Below are 17,684 nucleotides of genomic sequence, written 5' to 3' on the forward strand. Positions count from 1 at the left end.
CGCCCATGCCCGAGTTGCCCGAAGTCGAAGTCACCCGCCGCAGCTTTGCCGCCGCCATTGAAGGAGCCCGGGTGACCGGTCTGCGCCTGGGAAAACCCCTGCGCTGGCCTCTCGGTGTGGACCCCGAAACCCTGCTCGGCGCCCGCGTCGGGGCCGTGCAAAGACGCGGTAAATATTTGTGGCTGCCCCTGGGCGCGGCGGGTGGGCTGCTGATGCACCTGGGCATGTCGGGCTCGCTGGCCTTTCTCGATACGACGCCCGCGTCCGGCGCGCACGACCACTTTGATCTGCACACCGACCGCGGCCTGCTGCGCCTGACTGACCCACGCCGCTTCGGCGCCGTCGTCTGGGGCGCGGCGCTGGAGGCCGAGCCGGTCGCGACACTGCTGGCCGGCCTGGGCCTGGAGCCGTTCGACGAGCGCTTCGACGGCCTGCACCTGCACGCGGCCCTGAGCGGCCGTCGCGTGGCCATCAAGCAGGCGCTGCTGGCGGGCGACATCGTTGTGGGCGCCGGCAACATCTACGCCTGCGAGGCACTGTTCATGGCCGGCATCGATCCGCGCCTGGCCGCCGGCAAGCTCAGCCGCCCGCGCGCCGACAAGCTCGCGCTGGCCGTGCGTACCGTGCTGGGCCGGGCGCTGGAAGCCGGCGGCACGACGCTGCGCGACTTCCGCGACGCGCACGGCGTGGCCGGCAGCTTCCAGATGCAGGCCCAGGTCTATGGCCGCGAGGGCGAGTCCTGCCGGCGCTGCGGCACGGCCATCCGGCGCATCGTGCAGGGCCAGCGTTCCACCTTCTTTTGCCCCTCATGCCAGAAGCGTTGATCGAGGACTTCGGCAGGACCGTCGTCGCCTGGCAGAAGCGCCATGGCCGCCACACGCTGCCCTGGCAGAACACGCGAGACCCCTACCGCGTGTGGCTGTCCGAGGTCATGCTGCAGCAAACGCAGGTGACGACTGTGCTGGGCTACTACGAGCGCTTCCTCGCGCGCTGGCCCCAGGTGACCGACCTCGCCGCCGCGACGCTGGACGAAGTGCTCGCGCAGTGGGCCGGCCTGGGCTACTACAGCCGCGCGCGCAACCTGCATGCCTGCGCCAAGGCCGTGGCCGAGCTGCATGGCGGCGAGTTCCCGCGCAGCGCCGCGGGCCTGCAGACGCTGCCGGGCATCGGCCGCTCCACCGCTGCGGCCATCGCGGCCTTCTGCTTTGCCGAGCGCGTGGCCATCCTGGACGGCAACGTCAAGCGTGTGCTGTCCCGCGTGCTGGCCTTCGAGGGCGACCTGGCCAGAAGCGCCGCCGAGAAGAAGCTGTGGGACCACGCCACCGCGTTGCTGCCCGAGCACGATGTGGACCGCTACACGCAGGGCCTGATGGACCTGGGCGCGACGGTCTGCGGCGCGCGCTCGCCCGACTGCCTGATCTGCCCCGTGCAGCCGCTGTGCCGTGGCCAGCATCAGGGCGACCCGACTCGCTTCCCCATCAAGACGAAGAAGCTCAAGCGCGGCCAGCGTGAGAACTGGTGGCTGTGGGTGGAGCGGCAGGGCCAGGTCTTGCTGCAGCAGCGACCGGCCACCGGCGTGTGGGCCGGGCTGTGGACGCTGCCGATGTTCGACGACGAGGGCAGTGCCCGCGCCGCGCTGGCCGGCGCGACGCCCGAGACCTTGCCGCGCATCCAGCATGCGCTGACGCACTTTGATTGGGTGTTGCACACGCTGCGAGCCGAGGCGCCGGACGGGCTGGCCCAGAACGGGTGCTGGGTGGCCCGCGAGAAGCTGGCCGACTATGCGCTACCGGCGCCGCTGAAGAAGCTCATCGACGCACGCTGACCCGGCAGCGCCCGCATTGCCGGCGGGTGGCGAAACGGGCGCAGTGAACGCACAAAGATCCTGGCGCTGAACGCGGCCGTGGAGGCCGTGCGGGCCGGCGAGCAGGGGCGAGGTTTCGCCTCCCAGGCGGTCGACGCTGCCTGGCTGGCGTGCTCGGCCGTGACGATGCGCGAGTCCGGCGTCCCCAGGCCGGTGGTGGAGCTGCCGATATGGCGGGGCGCTCAGGATTGCTGGCGAGCCAGCGACTTGCGGATTAGCGCCGCATCGCGCAGCCGCTGTGCCGAGCCGTCGGCGTCCAGCAGCACGACGGTGATGGGCCGTTTGCCGTTGAGCATGCGCATGGCCAGGCAGCGGCCAGCTTCTTCGGTGTAGCCGGTCTTGGAGACACGGATGTTCCAGCCCTTGGCACCTACCAGCCGGTTGGTGTTGCGCAGCTCTCGGGTGCGGCCGTCCACCGGCACCTTGGCTTGCTTGGCGCTGGTGATGCGCTCGATCTCGCGGTAACGTGCGGCCGCTGCGGTGATGACGGCCATCTCGCTGGCCGTGGAGGTGTTGGCTGGCGACAAGCCGGTGGCCTCGGCGATGGAGGTGCGTCGCAGCCCCAGCGCGCGCACCTTGGCATTGACCGCCTTCACGAAGCCGGCCTCGCCGCCAGGAAAGTTGCGCGCCAGCGCCGAGGCGGCGCGGTTCTCCGACGAGATCAGCGCCATCTCCAGAGCCGCCTGGCGAGACATCTGTGTGCCCACGCGCACCTTGGAGCGGCTGTGTTTGAGGGTGTCGACGTCGTCGCTGGTGATGCGCAGCTTTTCGGCGGGGTCCAGCTTGGCGTCCAGCACCACCATGGCGGTCAGCAGCTTGGTCAGCGATGCGATAGGCACGACGGCATCGGCGTTGCGCGCCATCAGCACCTCGCCGGTGGCGTCGTCCACCACCACCACATGCTTGGCGTTCACCGGCAGGCGCAGTTCCTGCGGCGCGGGTGCGGCCTTGGCGGCGGGGGCGGGCTCGGCCGGCGCGGGCGCGTCACGCCCCTTGGCCTGCACGACGAAGCTGGTGGCCGCGATCAGCAGCGCCGGCAGCGCCAGCTTCCAGCCCGTTGCCTGCGGGCGCGGCGCCAGCAGGCGCTCGATACGGCGCAGCAGCTCGCCACCTCGCGCGGCCATGGCTAGGGCCGGGGCCTCACCCGAGGGTAGCTCGCTGAGCGCGTGCAGCGCCCGGGCCAGTCGGCGCCCGCCGTCGGCCTGGTCCAGCAGCTCGGCCGAGATCTCGTCCGCCACCAGCTCGCGCTCGCTGCGCAGGCGGGCCGACAGCCACCACACCACGGGGTGGAAGAACAGCAGCGCCTCGACGACGCTTTGCAGCAGGTTGGCGGCGTAGTCCCAGCGTCGCACATGGGCCAGCTCGTGGGCGAGCAGGGCTTCCAGGAGGTCCACGGGCAGGCGGCTCAGCAGCGCGGCCGGCAGAAGCACGCAGGGCTTGAGCACGCCCAGCGCCACCGGGCCGTCCAGCTCTGGCAGCAGCCGCAGCGCCACGGGGCGGTGCAGGCCTAGCCGCCTGGCGAGGGCGTCCAGCCTCGCTTGCCATTCGGCCGGGGCCGGCGTGGCGTGGCGGCGCGCGCGGCTCACCCAGGCCAGGCCCAGCGCCAGGCGGGCCAGCATCAGGCTCGTGCCCAGTGCCCAGGCGGCCACCAGTGCTGGCATCTGCGACGCCAGCGGTAGCTCACCCGCAATCTCGACCTCTGCCGGCGCCAGGTCCAGGCATTGCGCCAGCGGCAGCACCAGGCAAAGGCCCAGCGCGAGCGCGCAGACGGCATAGCGCCAGCGCGCCGATGCGCCGCGCAGCAGGGCCAGCAGCAAGACGGTCACGGCGCCGACGACGGCCCCCTGCCAGACGAAGTTCACCAGGGCCCAGCCCCAGGCGTTCAATGCGATGGATGCGCTCATGCGGCGTCATCTCCTTTCGTGGCCAGCAGCTGGCGGATCTCCGCGCGCTCCCTGGCACTGACATGGTTCTTGAGGGCGGCCAGCACCAGCGCCTTGCCCGAGCCCGCGAAGGCCTTGGCAATGAAGTCCTTCACCAGCGACTGCTGCAGCTTGTCCTGCGCCTGCGCGGGCGCATAGCGCTGGGGGCGCTGGCTTTCGTCGCGGGTCAGCAGGCCTTTGCCGTGCATCACCTGCAGCTGGCGCAGCACGGTGGCGTAGGTGGCGTCGGGGCGCTCGGGCAGCAAGGCCTCGTGCACGGTCTTGGCGTCGGCCGGGCCCAGCTGCCACAGCACGCGCAGCAGGTCCAGCTCGGCGGCCGTGGGATGGTTGGGGGCTGACATGGATTCAGAATAGATGTTCTAGAACTATTTGTCTAGAACAAATATTCTGAAGTGCCGGGCTTGCCCCGGCGGGCGGGTCAGCGGGCGTCCAGCTCGCGGTGGCGGCGCAGCACGTGACCGTGGTGGCTGAACTGCCGGGCCAGCATCTCCACCAGGTAGACCGAGCGGTGCTGGCCGCCGGTGCAGCCGATGGCCACGGTCAGGTAGCTGCGCTGGTCGGCCGCGAAGTGGGGCAGCCAGCGCGACAGAAAGCCGGCGATCTGGCCCATCATCAGCCCCACCTCGGGCTGCGCCGCGAGGTAGGCTGCCACCGGCGCGTCGCGCCCGGTCAGCGGGCGCAGCTCGCGGTCGTAGTAGGGGTTGGGCAGTACGCGCACGTCGAACACGAAGTCCGCATCGCTGGGCACGCCGTGCTTGAACGCAAAGCTCTCGAACACCAGCGTCAGCTTGGTGCCGGCGTTGGGGCCCACCAGGTCGCCCAGCCAGGCACGCAGCTGGGCCGGGCGCAGCTGGCTGGTGTCGATGATGGTGGACTCGGCCTTGAGGCCGCCCAGCAGCTCGCGCTCCAGCTTGATGGCGTCCAGCAGCAGGCGGTGGCTCTCGGCGGCCGCGGCCGTGCCGTCCAGGCCGCCGAAGGTGGTCTCGCGGTCCTCGCGCAGCGGGTGCGGTCGGCGCGTCTCCGAGAAGCGGCGCATCAGCGCCTCGTTGCTGGCATCCAGGAAGATGGAGCGCACCGGCACGCCGGAGGCCCGCAGCTGCTTGAGCAGCGGCAGCATCAGCGGCAGCGAGCCCGACGAGCGCACGTCCACCGCGATGGCGACGCGCCGCTCGCCGCGCTGTTCCTCCAGCTTCAGGAAGTCCAGCAGCAGCTCGGCCGGCAGGTTGTCCACGCAGAAGTAGCCCGCATCCTCCAGCGCATGCATGGCCACCGACTTGCCGCCGCCGGACATGCCCGTCAGCAGGACGACGTCCCCCTGCACCTCGTGCTCCATGGTCATGACTTGGCCTTCCTTGGCTTGGCCGTGCTGGTGGATGCCGCCAGCATTTCCTGCGCATGCGCGAGGCTGGTGGACGACAGGCGTTCGCCGCCCAGCATGCGCGCGATCTCGGCCACGCGGGCCTCGCCCGCCACCGGCGCCACGCGGCTGGCGGTGGCGCCATCCTGCAGGCTCTTGGCGACCACCAGATGACGATCCGCGCAGGCAGCCACCTGCGGCAGGTGGGTGACGGCCAGCACCTGGCGCTGCCCGTCGGCCGCATGGCCCAGCTGCTTCATGAGCCGGCCCACGGTCTCGGCCACGGCGCCGCCGATGCCGACGTCGATCTCGTCGAAGATCAGCGTGCCTGGCGCCTGGCCGTTGCTGCCCTGGCTGGTCGTCACGGCGATGGCCAGCGCGATGCGCGACAGCTCGCCGCCCGAGGCCACCTTGGCCAGCGGCCGTGGCGTGCTGCCGGCATGGCCGGCGACGAGGAACTCGGCGGACTCGGCGCCCCAGCTTTGTGGGCCGTCTGTGGCGTTCAGTGCAATGTCGAACTGGCCACCGGCCATGCCCAGCTGCTGCATGGCGGCGGTGACGGCGGCCGCCAGCTCGGGCGCGGCCTTGCTGCGTGCGCGCGTTGCGGCCTGGGCTTGCTGGTCGAAGGCCTGGCGCGTGGCGGCCAGCGCGGCCTCCAGCTGCGCGGGGTCGCTGGCGGCGTCCAGTGCGGTCAGCTCGGCGCGCCACTGGGCCAGCAGCGCGGGCAGCTCCTCGGGCTGGCGGCGGTAGCGGCGGGCCAGCGTCATCCACGCCGACACGCGCTCGTCCAGCTCGGCCAGCCGCTCGGGGTCCAGGTCGGTCTTGTGCAGGTAGCCGGCCAGCGTGTGGCTGGCGTCGGCCAGCTGCGCCTGTACATCGCGCAGTGCCTGCACGGCGGGCAGCAGGCGGGCATCGTGGTCCAGCACGCGTTCCAGCTGGTCCAACGCACCGGCGGCCAGCGACTGGGCGCTGGGCTCGGCGTCGTCCAGCGCGTCCAGTGCCGACTTCGCCGCGTCGATCAGCGACTGGCCGTGCGACAGCCGGCCGTGCTCGGCGTTCAACTCGTCCCACTCGCCGTCGGCGGGCGCCAGGCGGTCCAGCTCGGCGATCTGCCAGGCCAGCCGCTCGCGTTCGCGCTGCGCCTCGGCCTGGAGGCCCTGTGCCTTGTGCAGTGCTTCGAGCGCCTGCTTCCAGGTGGCGTGGGCGCGGGTCAGCGGGGCGGTGTCCAGCCCGGCGAAGCCGTCCAGCAGCTCGCGCACGGCGGCCGGGCGGGTCAGGCCTTGCCAGGCGTGCTGGCCGTGGATGTCCAGCAGGTGGTCGGCCAGCTCGCGCAGCTGCGTCAGCGTCGCGCTGCCGCCGTTGATCCACGCTCGGCTCTTGCCGGCGGCGTCGATGACGCGGCGCAGCAGCAGGTGGTCGTCGACGTCGAAACCGGCCTCGTCCAGCCAGCCGCGCAGGTGAGCGGGCGTGTCGAACTCTGCCGTGATCTCGGCCTTGGCCGCGCCCTCGCGCACGACGCCCGCGTCACCCCGGCCGCCCAGCGCCAACTGCAGTGCGTCGATGAGGATGGACTTGCCGGCGCCGGTCTCGCCAGTCAGCACGGCAAAGCCAGGCTCGAAGTCGAGCTCCAGCGTCGGGACGATGACGAAATCCTTCAGGGACAGGTGCCGGAGCATGGGTCAGAGATACCAACGGAGTTTGCGGCGCAGGGTCGCGTAGTAGCTCCAACCCTGGGGGTGCAGGAAGCGCACCTGATGCTGGCTGCGACGCACGGTGATGGTGTCGCCGTGCAGCAGGCTGGCCAGGCTCTGCATGTCGAAGTTCACCGACGCGTCGCGGCCCGCCACGATCTCCAGCCGCACCTCGCCGCTATCGGGCAGCACGATGGGTCGGTTGGACAGCGTGTGTGGCGCGATGGGTGCCAGCAGCCAGCCGGCGATGCTGGGGTGCATGATGGGCCCGCCGGCCGACAGCGCGTACGCCGTGGAGCCGGTGGGCGACGCGACGATGAGGCCGTCGGCGCGCATGTTGGCGACGAACTGCTCGCCCACCGAGACCTTGAGCTCCACCATGCCCGACGTGCCACCGCGGCTGACGACGACATCGTTCAGCGCCAGCCCCGAGAAGATGGACTCGCCGTCGCGCAGCACGCCGCCTTCCAGCATTGCGCGCGACTCGACCTCGTAATCGCCCGCCAGCACCGGCGCCAGCGACTCGCGCCAGCGTTCGATGGGGATGTCGGTGATGAAGCCGAGGCGCCCCTGGTTGATGCCCAGCAGCGGCACGCCGTGGCGGGCCATCTCTCGGGCGAACCCCAGCATCGTGCCGTCGCCGCCGACGACGACGGCCAGGTCGCAGGCGCGGCCCAGTTCATCGTGGGAGAGGGCGTCGTAGCCCGTCATGCCGGTGTTCTGGGCGGTGTCCGCTTCCAGCGAGACATCCAGCCCCTGGCTGCACAAAAACTGGGCAATTTCTTCCAGCACCGGCTGTATGCCTGGCGCTTGATGCTTGCCCACGATGGCGACATGTCTGAAGCGCTCGGCCATGCGGCAAATTACACCACAGGGGCTTTGCCCGCCAGGGCAGCGAGACTGCCGGTTTTCAGTCAGTTGGTGCCAGAGCTACTCGCTTCGCTCAATCGGTCTGGCACGCAAGCCATAAGATTGCGACATGCTCGACGAGCGATCCAAATCCCTGTTGAAAACCCTGGTCGAACGCTACATCGCGGACGGCCAGCCCGTTGGCTCGCGCACGCTGTCCAGGGCCTCCGGCCTGGAGCTCAGCCCCGCGACCATCCGCAACGTGATGGCCGACCTGGAAGACCTGGGCCTCATCGCCAGCCCGCACACCAGCGCCGGCCGCATCCCGACGCCGCGCGGCTACCGTCTGTTCGTCGACACCATGCTGACGGCCCAGCCCGGCCGGCTGGAGCTGGAGGCGCAACTGCAGCCTGACCAGCCGCAGCGCGTCATTGCCAGCGCGGCGCAGTTGCTGTCCAACCTGTCCAGCTTCGTCGGCGTCGTCACGTCGCCCAAGAAGCCCAGCGTCTTCCACCACATCGAGTTCCTGCGGCTGGGCGAGCGGCGCGTGCTGGTCATCCTCGTGTCGCCGGATGGCGATGTGCAGAACCGCGTCATCTTCACCGCGCAAGACCTGACCCAGGCCGAACTGGCCGAGGCCAGCAACCGCCTGAACGCCCACTACGCCGGCCTCACGCTGGAGGCCGTGCGCGAACGCCTGCGCAACGAGGTGGACGAGCTGCGCGGCGAGATCGCCGGGCTGATGAGCGCCGCCGTGCAGGCGGGCACCGAGGCCATGGCCCAGCAGGACGAGCAGGTCATCGTCTCCGGCGAGCGCAACCTGTTGACCGTGCAGGACTTCAGCCACGACATGGGGTCGCTGCGCCGCCTGTTCGACCTGTTCGAACAGAAGACGCAGCTGATGCGGCTGCTGGATACTTCCAGCCGCGCCGAGGGCGTGCGCATCTACATCGGCGGCGAGAGCCAGGTTGTGCCCTACGAGGAACTTTCCATCGTGTCGGCGCCTTACGAGGTGGATGGGCAGGTGGTGGGCACGCTGGGCGTCATCGGCCCCACGCGCATGGCCTACGACCGCATGATTCAGATCGTCGACATCACCAGTCGCATGGTGGGCCAGGCGCTTTCTCAGCGGTGATGCCGCGCTGACTAGAATGCGCGCCTCCCTCGGGGGCCGTTAGCTCAGTTGGTCAGAGCAGAGGACTCATAATCCTTTGGTCATTGGTTCAAGTCCAATACGGCCTACCAAATATTCCCGTTTGGTATCAACAGTTTGGCGCTTGCGCTGTTGCGTCGACAGCCGTCTTCCGCAACGTCATGCGCTACGGTTTCGGTGCAGTTCCATGGGCATGGCAGAGCTGTTCTGCATGCGTTTGCGAACCGCCGACGGCGAGTCGCCAACGTGGCGCCTGAACGCCCTGCTGAACGCTGCTGCGCTGTCGTAGCCCACCTGGGCCGCCACGCGGGATGGTGTGAGCTGTCCATCGGCCAGCAAGCGAATGGCTTGCTGCATGCGCCACGCGGTGACGTAAGCCATCGGTGACAGGCCGACCGTGGCGGTGAAGCGTGCGGCGAATCGCGAGGGCGACAAGGCCACGGCCTGCGCCAGCCCTTCCACGGTCCAGGCCTTGCCGGGTTGCTGGTGGATCAGTGTCATGGATTTGGACACCACGGCGTCCCGGAGCGCGGACAGCCACCCCGTGGCCATGGAAGAGTCGCAGGCATGGCGCCGGATGGCGTCGGCGCAGAGCACTTCTAGAAGCCGACCCACGATGTAGGACGACGCAACGGTGGGGCGTGCCAGTTCCGTCGACAGCAGTTGCGTCAGTTCGCGCCAGTGCCCTGGCGCGTCGCCGGGCTCGTGGCGAACGTGCAGGAGCGGAGGAAGTGCAGCCCATAGCGGCGTGAGCCGCAGGTCATCGAGCAGAAATGCCCCACACACCAGCAAGGTGCCCCGTGGCCCATGCGCAGCGGGGCGAAAGGGGTTGTGGCGGCCGCCCATCAACTCGGCGACGGGCACGGTCATGAGTGGGTTTCCGGCCCCGATCCGGTGCGCCTGACCCGCGAAGCAGATGGCGAGGTCGCCCGCGTCAAGCGTTGCGATTTCGCCGGATTGCAGCGCGATGTCGCATTGGCCCCGCTCGACGTAGTGAAAGGCCACCGGCCAACTGTATTCGCCGGCGCCCAGCAGGGGCGCCAGCGCATCGGCCGCCGGAACACTGACCGCCCAGGGCGGCAGGTAGGCCTCGTGCAGCAGCACGCTGCCCTTGATTCGCAGCGCCTCCAGCACGTCACTGAGTGCGTCTTTTCGGCCGATCATTCAGTTGTTTGAGCAAATGTTTCGATGTTTTCTGCATTCGATGCTACTGCGAAGGCTTCCTAGGATGCGTCTTCAGGTCAAGTTTGTCGAATGGAGAAATCATGGAACTGGGTTCAACGGGTGTGGCGCTTGCGCTCAATCTCATCAACATCGGGTACGTCGCTTGGGTGCTGGGCGCGAGTGACGCGACCCGGCGCTGGCGGCTGCCGGTGGCGCTGGTGATGCTGGCCTGGCTCGGGGGGCTGCACGTTGGCCTGTCCGGGCAAGCGCTGTTCCCCGCGGCGATCTCGGGCCCTGCGTTTCTTGCCGTCATCGTTGCCGGTGTCGGTGCAGTGGCGGCATTGCTGTTCCTGACGCCGGTGCGCGGGCTCATGCGGGCGCTTAGCCTGGTGCAGCTGCAGTTGCTGCAGGGCATCCGGGTCTGGTTCGGTACTGCGTTCCTGGTGTGGGCGGTGCTGGGCGTGTTGCCCGCGATGTTTGGTGTCGTCGATGGGGTCACCCATGTGGGCGCCGGCTTCTTCGGGCTGATGGCGGCGTTTTCCTGCGCTGCTGGCGCAACCGCCCAGGCGCGTGTCTGGTTTGCCACCCTGTTTGGGCTGGTTGACATCCTGACCGTGGCCAGCACGCTGGCGCTGGTGCTGCTGCCGCAGATTGGCGTGCATCACCCCATGATGTATGCGGTGTTCTTGCCCGCACCCTTGTGGCTGTGCCTGCATCTGGTGTCCATCGACCGCCTCTTGCGGGGTGCAGTGGGCGAAGCCTCGCCAAGGTCCGTGCATGCCTCGTGACGGCAGTGCTGAGACACTGTCTGATCACGAGGTTCGCGCAGCGAACCCCCATGCCCCTCGCGAAGCTGACGCCGGCCGCCACCAGCGCTCCGGCGTCGCTCGCCCTGCCAAGGAAAGCCTTGAACGCCGCTGACATCGCCGCCCCGGGGGCACTGCCCGCTGCCATTCAGCGCAGCAACATCGCCCGCCTCACGCTCGCCCAGGCGCTTGCTGGTGCCAATGCCGTGGTCGTCTATGCGATTGGCGCCATCGTCGGCCACACCCTGGCACCCAGCAAGATGTTGGCGACCTTGCCGATCTCCATTTTTGTCGTGGGCATGGCCGTCTGCATCCTGCCCAGCGGGGCGATCGCCAGGCGTTACGGGCGGCGAGCGAGCTTCCTGGTGGGGGCGGGCTGCGGCGTGCTCATCGGGCTGCTGGCGGCGGCTGCCGTGTTGCGGCAGTCCTTCTGGCTGTTTTGTGTGGCTACCTTTTTCGGCGGTGCCTACGCGGCCGTCGTGCTGTCGTTCAGATTCGCCGCAGCCGATGGCGTCGAGCCGGCGTTGCGTCCACGGGCCTTGTCTTTCGTCATGGGAGGGGGCGTTGCGGCCGGCGTGTTCGGGTCACAGTTGATCAGTGGCACCGCCGATTGGTGGGCGCCGCACACCTTCGTCGCCACGTTTCTGGCGCAGTCCGTGGCGGCGGCGTTGTCGGCGGTCGTGCTGTGGGGTGTGAAGCTGCCGATGCCGACGGCTGCAGAGGCGGCGCAAGGACGCCCGCTTCGCGAGCTGGCGGCACAGCCCACGTTCGTCACTGCCGTCATCTGCGGCGCCGTGTCCTACATGCTGATGAATTTCCTCATGACAGCGGCACCGCTGGCCATGCACCTGTGCGGGCATCCACAGCAGGCATCCACGCTGGGGCTGCAATGGCATGTCATCGCGATGTACGGCCCCAGCTTCTTCACGGGCCGGCTGATTGGTCGCTTCGGGGCGCGACGCATCGTGTTGGTCGGGCTCGTGCTGATCGGCGCGGCGGTGGCCATCGGGCTGACGGGCATCGAGGTGGCGCATTTCTGGCTGACGCTGATCCTGCTGGGCCTGGGCTGGAACTTTGGTTTCGTTGGGGCCTCGGCGCTGGTGCTGGAGTGCCATCGGCCCGAGGAGCGCACGCGGGTGCAGTCGCTGAACGACTTCCTCGTCTTCGGCACCATGGCGGTCGGCTCGTTGGCCTCGGGCGGTCTGCTGGCCGCGTACGACTGGAACACGGTGCTGTGGGTGTCCTGCCTGCCCTTGGCGCTGGCGCTGCTGGCGCTGTCGCGCAGCAGCGCGACGCGCGGGGGGCAGCCGCAGGCCCGGTGAAGCCAGCGGCCGCCCGGCCGCCGGCTTACTTCACTCGCTGCGCGGCCAGCTCCGCGCGGAGCTTCTCGGCCTGGTCCTCAAAGCGCACGGCCGTCAGTCCCAGGATGGGGTCGTCCAGCAGCGCGGTGTCCAGCGTGGAGCGGCCGGCGTAGCGCTGTACCTGCGCCTGGCCGAGGGCGTGGAGCTGGCGGTTCTTGGCTTCGGCGTCGGCCAGCGCCTGGGTGCTGCGTTCCAGCAACTGCACCAGGGCCTGGTTGGCCTGCTGGCGGGTCTGGCTGTCCTGGCGGGCGGCGAGCAGTTGCTGTTGCAGGGCCTGCTCGCGCTCACCAGCCTGGGCCTGGCCTTGTTGCACGGCCTCCTTGGCGGCTTGCAGTTGGGCGCGCAGTGTGTCCAGCTCGGTCTCGCGGGCCTTGAGTTTCACGGCGTTGCCGGCGACCAGCGCGCGCGCGGTGGCCGCGTCCTGCCTGGCTCGGGCCACATCGGCCTCGGCCTTGGCCTTGTCGGCCTGCAGGCTGCTCTGCTGTTCCTGCGCGGCGCGCAGCGCGGCCTGGGCGCGGCGCAGGGCTTCGCGTTCCCTGGAGGGCTTGGCGTCCTGTGCCTGCGCTGTGAGGCTGGCAACGGCCAACAGGGCGATGGCAATGCGGCTCATGATCAGAACCTCGCGTTGAGGTCGAGCTGGAAAACCTCGATGCGCAGCGGTGCGCTGCTGAGGTTGCCGCTCAGGGACGAGGCGTCGCGCGGCACGGCCAGGAAGCGCACGCCGTCGTCGAGGTTGCGCGTGCTGGTCCAGCGGCCGCTGAGCCAGAAGTTGCGGTCCAGGCCGATGCTGCCGCCCAGGCTCCAGCCCTTGTAGTTGGTGCCGCCCAGGTGCCAGGTGGTGTCGGTGAAGCCGTCTATCCAGGCGTCGCGCTGCACCAGGCGGTAGGCGGTGAAGGCCTGCCAGTCGCCGCGGCGCGCCAGTGTGGCCTTGCCGATCTGCAGGCGGCCCTGCAGCGCCGTGGTCTTCTCGCGCAGGTCGGCCAGCGGCTCGGTGACACCGGCGCGGGCCTGGATGTCCTTCAGGTCAAAGCCGGTGTTCTTGATCCAGTCCAGCGTCAGGCTCGCGGGCACGGGCAGCACGTCGTCCAGCTGCAGGCTGGCGGTCAGGTTGACCGGGCGGAACTTCGCGGCCAGGCCCCAGGTGGGCGAGGCCGTGCTGGTGGGGTCGTTCAGGTTGATCAGCGTGTTGCCCTTCAGGCGCAGACTGGACGGGTATTGCGACGCAAAGTAGTTCGTGGTGCCGCTCTTCGGGCCGCTGGGCGGCGGAGTGGTCTCACGCTTGCCTTCCATGTGGCGGAAGTCGTAGGCCGCCAAGCCCAGCTTGAACTGCACACCTCGGGCGAAGTCGATCTCGCCGCCCACCTGGGCGCCGAGCAGCCACTTGTCCTGGCTGCTGAGGTTGAGTTCTTCCAGCGGGAACACGCCCGCCGTGGCGAACAGGCTGCGCTGCGGCGTGAACGCGTGGGTGAGCTTGGTGGCCACGCCGTCGAAGGCGAGGTCGTCGGCCCAGGCCAGGTCGGTGCTGAAGAAGGGGTTGGGCATGCGGCCGAAGTCGGCGGACAGGCCGTTGAAGAACAGCGGTGGCTGCCAGCGGAGGTAGGCGCGCTCCAACCCCAGCGTGTAGCGGTTGAAGTTGCTGCCCAGCGTCTGCGAGGTGGAGGTGGCGCTGCTGCCGGTGTTGCCGGTGGCGATGCGCAGGCCGGCCAGCACCTGCTCGCTCAGACGCACATCCACGCCCAGGCGGCCGCGCAGCGTGAGGCGCTGGCGGTCGGTGCCGGTGTTGCTGAGGTCGGGCGACCAGGCGGGCGAGGCGGTCTGCGTGCGGTAGACCTCGGCGGGCAGGTTCTGGTCGTCGAAGAACTCGGCCTGCGCGCGCACGCGCAGGTCGCCGCTGAGCTTGATGCGGCCCACCCAGTCGGGCAGGGCGTCGGCCTGGCCCCAGCGCTCGCCCTTGGCCTGAGCCAGCACCTCGGCCTTGATCTCCTCGCGCATCTGCTGGCGCACGGTTTCGGGCACGTAGGGAATGCGCAGCACGTTGGGCTTGGGAGCGTCGGCCTGCGGCGCGGGGGAGGCGGCCGTGACCTGGGCTTGCTTCAGGATGGCCTCGGCCTTGTCGCGCGTCAGCAGGCCCTGGGCCACCAGGGCGTCGATGAGGGCCTGGGTCGTCGCGCGCAGGCGGGCGAGTTCTTCCTTGTCCGATGCTGTGGCGGTTTGCGCCTGCGCGGGCGCGGCGGCCGCGAGCAGGGCGGCGGTCAACAGGGTGAGGATGGGTTTCATGGGGCAGGGGAGGGCAATCAGGCTTGGGGCCGCACGCTCAGGCGAAAGCGCATGGGCTGTGACAGAGCCAGCGCCGGCGGCGGCGGCAGCTTGAGCTGGCGGCGGGTTTCGTCGAGCGCGGTGCGCAGGGCGGTGTCGTTGCCGTCGTGGCCGCTGGGGCTCAGTTCGAAGCGCTGGATGGCGCCGTCCTTGTCGAGCCAGATGGCGAAGGTCGCGGTCAGCTGTTCGGCGTCGGCCTTGAGGTGGCGCTCGATCTCGCTTTGCAGCAGCTGGCGCGCGTTGTTGGCGTAGAAGCGCTCTTGCGCACGATCCACCGCGTTGGCGGACGAGCCCCCGCCGGGGCCCGTGGTCGGGGCGCCGCCGGCGTAGTCGCGCGACACCGTGCCCGCCGAGAACGCGCTGGGCCCATCTCCGGCCGCGCCTTCCATCTTGATGGACTCCGCCGGCTTGGGCGCCTCGGCCTGCTTGATCTGCTCCTCTCGCATCACCTGCTTGGGCTCGTCCTTGGGCGGCTCGGGCTTCTTCTCATCCTTGGGCGGCGGCGGCGGGGGCGGCGGTGTGTCGGGCAAGATGGCGATCTTGGCCACCTGGCGCTTGGGCGCGTCGGGCTTGATGTTCTTGACGGCCCACCACACGGCCAGGCCCAGCAGCAGGCAGCCAGCGGCGACGATGCCCTTGATGTGGCTCGCCTTCATGTGCCTATCCTCGACGTGACGAGGCCCATGTTCACGCCCAGCTTGTTGCACAGGTCGATGACGGCGACCACGCTGGCGTACTGCGCGCGTGCATCGCCCTTGATGGCGACGGACATCTGCGCGTCCTTCTGCTTGGCGGCTGTCAGCTGGCTTTCCAGCTCGGGCAGGCTCACGCCCACGCCGTTGATCAGCACGCCGCCGTCGGGCATCACCTGCACGATCTTGAGGTCGTGCTTTTCAGTGCTGGGCTTGTTGCTGGGCTTGGGCATTGTGATGCTCATGCCCTGCACAGAGGCGGTCGTCATCAGGATGAAGACGACCAGCAGCACGTAGGCGAGGTCCAGCATCGGCGTGACGTTGATGCTGTCGTAGGGTTTGGCGTCCTGGTTGACCTGCATGTCAGCTCCCCGCCCGTTTGGTCACGAGGCCGATCTCGGTGATGTCCAGCTTCTTGGCCACCTCCAGCACCTGCATCACCTTGTCGTACTGCGCTGCGGCATCTGCCTTCAGCACCACCGGCAGCGCCGGGTTGGCGGACTTGTACTGGGCGAGCGTGGACTGCAGCTGCGCCATGTCCACCGGGTAGGCGTCCAGGTACACGCCGCCGTCCGCGGTGATCGTGATCGCCCGCGTCTGCGGCTTGGCCAGGTTGTTGGCCGCCTGCGTTGTTGGCGAGTTCACCTTGACGCCCTGCACCGATGCCGTCGTCAGGATGATGAACACCACCAGCAGCACGTAGGCCAGGTCCAGCATCGGCGTGACGTTGATGTCGTCGTAGGGCTGGTTGTCGGACTTGACGTCGCCTGCCATGCCAGCCTCACGGAGCCCCGTAGAGTTCAGCGACGCGAGTGATGAACTCGTCGATGAAGATCTGCATGTCCGACGTCGCGTTCTTGATCTGCGACGCCAGCCAGTTGTAGCCAAACAGCGCGGGGATCGCGACGCCCAGGCCCGCCACCGTGGCCAGCAGCGCGGCCGCAATGCCCGGTGCGATCGCGTTCACGTTCACGTCGCCCGCGGCCGCGATGGCGGCAAAGGTGATCATCACGCCCACCACCGTGCCCAGCAGCCCGAGGAAGGGGCCGCCCGAGATCGCGATGGTCAGCAGCACCATGCCCGAGTTCAGCTGCGCGTTTTCTCGCACGTAGTCGGCATCCACCGACGCCTTCACCGCGTCCAGCGAGGCGCCCGACAGTGGCTTGGCGCCCGCCTCACCGACCTTGCGCTTGGCCAGCTCGCGCACACCGGCCTGGTAGAGCCGGTAGATGGGCGAGTTCGGATGTGGGGCGTGCGCCTCCAGCTTCAGCAGCTCATCGCTGGCCTCGCGAAAGCGCAGCACGAAGCTTCGGTTGGCTTTGGCCACGCGGCTCATCAGCAGGCTCTTGGACACCATCACCCACGCCGCGATCGCGAACATCACCGCCAGGATGATGATGACCACCCAGGCGTCCACCGTCAGGTTCTTGACGAGGATGCCCATGTAGCCGTGCTCGCCGCCGCCCTCGGCTTCGGCGCTGTCCTTGGCCTCGCGGATGGACGCGACGAGCTTGCTCTCCGCGCCCTGCGCACCGGCCGCCACGGCAAGCCAGTCCGCGCTGCGCAGCGTGGCGGCCACCTGCACCTCATCCATCAGGCCGCGGGCACCTTCGCCCAGGCGCAGGCTGTTGCCCAGCGACGGCGTGGCCAGGTCGCTCTGGGCCACCTGGGCGCCGTTGACGAACAGCGTCGCTTTGCCCAGGCCTAGCCGCAGCGCCACCTGTGTCCAGCGCGCGGTAGGCACCTCACCGCCCGATACCTCGGCCCTGTCGGTGCGGGCTACCAGCTTGCCGCCGTTCAGACTCAGCGTCAGGCCGCCCCAGTTCAGCAGCGTCGCGCGCTGCACGTCGTCCAGCTTCACCCACAGGCTCACGGTCAACTGGTTGCCGGCATCGACCACCGGCTTGTCGGACAGCGCATACACGATGGCCTCGCCGCCGAGCTTGGCGCTGGCGGCCAGCAGGCCGTTGGGCTCGGTCGCCAGCGCGCCCTGCGGCTTGACAGCACCCAGCTGGTCGGCGCCGGCCGGCTTGTCGCTGAAGTGCAGGGCGATGACGGTCGCGGCGTCGAAGCCCCCGGTGCCGTTCGCATCGACCTCGGCCGCCGCCTTGGCATTGCCGCCGTAGACGTAGAACAGGTTCTTGTCGCTGCCCGGCATCACGCTGGGCAGCTGCACCCACAGCACCGCCAGCTCGTTGATGCCGTCGAAGCGCTCGATGCTGAACTTCAGCGGCGTCTTATCGTCACCGGCCACCACGCGCAAGTCGCTGCCGTCTTCCTTTGCGGCGGTGAAGTCGAAGTTGCCGCTGTGCAGGCGCACGGCCACGGCCACGCCGCTGGCGGTCTCCTTCGTTTCCAGCCCCTGGGCCGAGGTGTTCAGCGTGATCTTGGCGCGCTCGCTCCAGTCGGCGTTCCACCAAGCGTGGGAGGTAGCCGGCAGCAGTGCGGCTAGGGCGAGGGCGGTGAGTGCTTTGCGCATCGTCATGGT

At 69.3% G+C, this 17,684-nt stretch carries 17 protein-coding genes, 1 tRNA gene and 1 pseudogene; 7 read left to right on the forward strand and 12 right to left on the reverse strand.

Annotated features, from left to right (window positions below; all coding sequences use genetic code 11):
* The first annotated feature begins 5 nt into the window (after nucleotides 1-5).
* The 3 genes and pseudogenes from mutM to ACG0Z3_RS15645 all read left to right on the forward strand — a co-directional run.
* Nucleotides 6-824: a bifunctional DNA-formamidopyrimidine glycosylase/DNA-(apurinic or apyrimidinic site) lyase gene (gene mutM, locus ACG0Z3_RS15635; protein ID WP_394399030.1), complete on the forward strand. Its 819-nt coding sequence runs from the start codon at nucleotides 6-8 to the stop codon at nucleotides 822-824.
* Nucleotides 809-1,825 (forward strand): A/G-specific adenine glycosylase, encoded by a 1,017-nt coding sequence (gene mutY, locus ACG0Z3_RS15640; protein WP_394399032.1) that lies wholly within the window; start codon nucleotides 809-811, stop codon nucleotides 1,823-1,825. Before mutM ends, mutY begins: the two co-directional genes overlap by 16 nt.
* Before the next feature lie 15 nt (nucleotides 1,826-1,840).
* Nucleotides 1,841-1,963 (forward strand): annotated as a pseudogene (locus ACG0Z3_RS15645) (methyl-accepting chemotaxis protein); the annotation flags it as partial.
* Between the two features lie 83 nt (nucleotides 1,964-2,046).
* Here ACG0Z3_RS15645 and ACG0Z3_RS15650 read toward each other — a convergent pair.
* The 5 genes from ACG0Z3_RS15650 to ACG0Z3_RS15670 form a co-directional block, all read right to left on the reverse strand.
* Nucleotides 2,047-3,768: a M56 family metallopeptidase gene (locus ACG0Z3_RS15650; RefSeq protein ID WP_394399034.1), complete on the reverse strand. Its 1,722-nt coding sequence runs from the start codon at nucleotides 3,766-3,768 to the stop codon at nucleotides 2,047-2,049.
* Nucleotides 3,765-4,148 carry a BlaI/MecI/CopY family transcriptional regulator gene (locus ACG0Z3_RS15655; RefSeq protein ID WP_394399036.1) on the reverse strand — a complete coding sequence of 128 codons (384 nt, stop codon included), beginning with the start codon at nucleotides 4,146-4,148 and terminating at the stop codon, nucleotides 3,765-3,767. The genes ACG0Z3_RS15650 and ACG0Z3_RS15655 overlap by 4 nt, the downstream gene beginning before the upstream one ends.
* 77 nt (nucleotides 4,149-4,225) lie before the next feature.
* On the reverse strand, nucleotides 4,226-5,146 hold the full coding sequence (gene rapZ / locus ACG0Z3_RS15660) for an RNase adapter RapZ (RefSeq protein WP_394399038.1): 921 nt from the start codon (nucleotides 5,144-5,146) through the stop codon (nucleotides 4,226-4,228).
* On the reverse strand, nucleotides 5,143-6,840 hold the full coding sequence (gene recN / locus ACG0Z3_RS15665; protein WP_394399040.1) for a DNA repair protein RecN: 1,698 nt from the start codon (nucleotides 6,838-6,840) through the stop codon (nucleotides 5,143-5,145). Before recN ends, rapZ begins: the two co-directional genes overlap by 4 nt.
* A 3-nt stretch (nucleotides 6,841-6,843) precedes the next feature.
* Complete coding sequence (locus ACG0Z3_RS15670) at nucleotides 6,844-7,710, reverse strand: NAD kinase (protein WP_394399042.1); 867 nt, start codon at nucleotides 7,708-7,710, stop codon at nucleotides 6,844-6,846.
* Nucleotides 7,711-7,834: 124 nt separating this feature from the next.
* Between ACG0Z3_RS15670 and hrcA the strand changes: the two genes are divergently transcribed.
* Nucleotides 7,835-8,839 carry a heat-inducible transcriptional repressor HrcA gene (hrcA, locus tag ACG0Z3_RS15675; RefSeq protein ID WP_394399044.1) on the forward strand — a complete coding sequence of 335 codons (1,005 nt, stop codon included), beginning with the start codon at nucleotides 7,835-7,837 and terminating at the stop codon, nucleotides 8,837-8,839.
* 33 nt (nucleotides 8,840-8,872) lie between these two features.
* Nucleotides 8,873-8,949: transfer RNA gene (locus tag ACG0Z3_RS15680), tRNA-Ile, on the forward strand.
* A 67-nt stretch (nucleotides 8,950-9,016) separates the two neighbouring features.
* Here ACG0Z3_RS15680 and ACG0Z3_RS15685 read toward each other — a convergent pair.
* A complete protein-coding gene (locus tag ACG0Z3_RS15685) occupies nucleotides 9,017-10,021 on the reverse strand; it encodes an AraC family transcriptional regulator (RefSeq protein WP_394399046.1) in 1,005 nt (334 codons plus the stop codon).
* Between the two features lie 101 nt (nucleotides 10,022-10,122).
* Between ACG0Z3_RS15685 and ACG0Z3_RS15690 the strand changes: the two genes are divergently transcribed.
* Both ACG0Z3_RS15690 and ACG0Z3_RS15695 read left to right on the forward strand, forming a co-directional pair.
* Nucleotides 10,123-10,809 (forward strand): hypothetical protein, encoded by a 687-nt coding sequence (locus tag ACG0Z3_RS15690; protein ID WP_394399048.1) that lies wholly within the window; start codon nucleotides 10,123-10,125, stop codon nucleotides 10,807-10,809.
* A complete protein-coding gene (locus ACG0Z3_RS15695; RefSeq protein WP_394399050.1) occupies nucleotides 10,806-12,149 on the forward strand; it encodes an MFS transporter in 1,344 nt (447 codons plus the stop codon). The genes ACG0Z3_RS15690 and ACG0Z3_RS15695 overlap by 4 nt, the downstream gene beginning before the upstream one ends.
* Nucleotides 12,150-12,174: 25 nt before the next feature.
* Here ACG0Z3_RS15695 and ACG0Z3_RS15700 read toward each other — a convergent pair whose 3' ends face one another.
* From ACG0Z3_RS15700 to ACG0Z3_RS15725, 6 genes are read right to left on the reverse strand one after another with little or no spacing between them, the layout of a single operon-like run.
* Nucleotides 12,175-12,798 (reverse strand): hypothetical protein, encoded by a 624-nt coding sequence (locus ACG0Z3_RS15700; protein WP_394399052.1) that lies wholly within the window; start codon nucleotides 12,796-12,798, stop codon nucleotides 12,175-12,177.
* A 2-nt stretch (nucleotides 12,799-12,800) separates the two neighbouring features.
* Nucleotides 12,801-14,465, reverse strand: a complete 1,665-nt coding sequence (locus ACG0Z3_RS15705; protein ID WP_394399054.1) for a putative porin — start codon at nucleotides 14,463-14,465, stop codon at nucleotides 12,801-12,803.
* Between the two features lie 17 nt (nucleotides 14,466-14,482).
* Entirely contained in the window at nucleotides 14,483-15,160 is a 678-nt protein-coding gene (locus ACG0Z3_RS15710) for a TonB C-terminal domain-containing protein (protein WP_394399056.1), read from the reverse strand.
* Nucleotides 15,157-15,558: an ExbD/TolR family protein gene (locus ACG0Z3_RS15715; protein ID WP_394399058.1), complete on the reverse strand. Its 402-nt coding sequence runs from the start codon at nucleotides 15,556-15,558 to the stop codon at nucleotides 15,157-15,159. The genes ACG0Z3_RS15710 and ACG0Z3_RS15715 overlap by 4 nt, the downstream gene beginning before the upstream one ends.
* Before the next feature lies 1 nt (nucleotide 15,559).
* Entirely contained in the window at nucleotides 15,560-15,970 is a 411-nt protein-coding gene (locus ACG0Z3_RS15720) for an ExbD/TolR family protein (protein ID WP_268168818.1), read from the reverse strand.
* A 7-nt stretch (nucleotides 15,971-15,977) separates the two neighbouring features.
* A complete protein-coding gene (locus ACG0Z3_RS15725; RefSeq protein WP_394399060.1) occupies nucleotides 15,978-17,681 on the reverse strand; it encodes a DUF2341 domain-containing protein in 1,704 nt (567 codons plus the stop codon).
* Nucleotides 17,682-17,684: the final 3 nt, after the last annotated feature.

The sequence above is a fragment of the Pelomonas margarita genome, assembly GCF_043555875.1.
GTDB lineage: Bacteria > Pseudomonadota > Gammaproteobacteria > Burkholderiales > Burkholderiaceae_C > Pelomonas > Pelomonas margarita.

Bases quoted from the DNA above. Each gene is read 5' to 3' on its own strand.
- mutM (WP_394399030.1), top strand. From the start codon at position 6: ATGCCCGAGTTGCCCGAAGTCGAAGTCACCCGCCGCAGCTTTGCCGCC.
- mutY (WP_394399032.1), top strand. From the start codon at position 809: ATGCCAGAAGCGTTGATCGAGGACTTCGGCAGGACCGTCGTCGCCTGG.
- ACG0Z3_RS15650 (WP_394399034.1), bottom strand. From the start codon at position 3,768: ATGAGCGCATCCATCGCATTGAACGCCTGGGGCTGGGCCCTGGTGAAC.
- ACG0Z3_RS15655 (WP_394399036.1), bottom strand. From the start codon at position 4,148: ATGTCAGCCCCCAACCATCCCACGGCCGCCGAGCTGGACCTGCTGCGC.
- rapZ (WP_394399038.1), bottom strand. From the start codon at position 5,146: ATGACCATGGAGCACGAGGTGCAGGGGGACGTCGTCCTGCTGACGGGC.
- recN (WP_394399040.1), bottom strand. From the start codon at position 6,840: ATGCTCCGGCACCTGTCCCTGAAGGATTTCGTCATCGTCCCGACGCTG.
- ACG0Z3_RS15670 (WP_394399042.1), bottom strand. From the start codon at position 7,710: ATGGCCGAGCGCTTCAGACATGTCGCCATCGTGGGCAAGCATCAAGCG.
- hrcA (WP_394399044.1), top strand. From the start codon at position 7,835: ATGCTCGACGAGCGATCCAAATCCCTGTTGAAAACCCTGGTCGAACGC.
- ACG0Z3_RS15685 (WP_394399046.1), bottom strand. From the start codon at position 10,021: ATGATCGGCCGAAAAGACGCACTCAGTGACGTGCTGGAGGCGCTGCGA.
- ACG0Z3_RS15690 (WP_394399048.1), top strand. From the start codon at position 10,123: ATGGAACTGGGTTCAACGGGTGTGGCGCTTGCGCTCAATCTCATCAAC.
- ACG0Z3_RS15700 (WP_394399052.1), bottom strand. From the start codon at position 12,798: ATGAGCCGCATTGCCATCGCCCTGTTGGCCGTTGCCAGCCTCACAGCG.
- ACG0Z3_RS15705 (WP_394399054.1), bottom strand. From the start codon at position 14,465: ATGAAACCCATCCTCACCCTGTTGACCGCCGCCCTGCTCGCGGCCGCC.
- ACG0Z3_RS15710 (WP_394399056.1), bottom strand. From the start codon at position 15,160: ATGAAGGCGAGCCACATCAAGGGCATCGTCGCCGCTGGCTGCCTGCTG.
- ACG0Z3_RS15715 (WP_394399058.1), bottom strand. From the start codon at position 15,558: ATGCAGGTCAACCAGGACGCCAAACCCTACGACAGCATCAACGTCACG.
- ACG0Z3_RS15720 (WP_268168818.1), bottom strand. From the start codon at position 15,970: ATGGCAGGCGACGTCAAGTCCGACAACCAGCCCTACGACGACATCAAC.
- ACG0Z3_RS15725 (WP_394399060.1), bottom strand. From the start codon at position 17,681: ATGACGATGCGCAAAGCACTCACCGCCCTCGCCCTAGCCGCACTGCTG.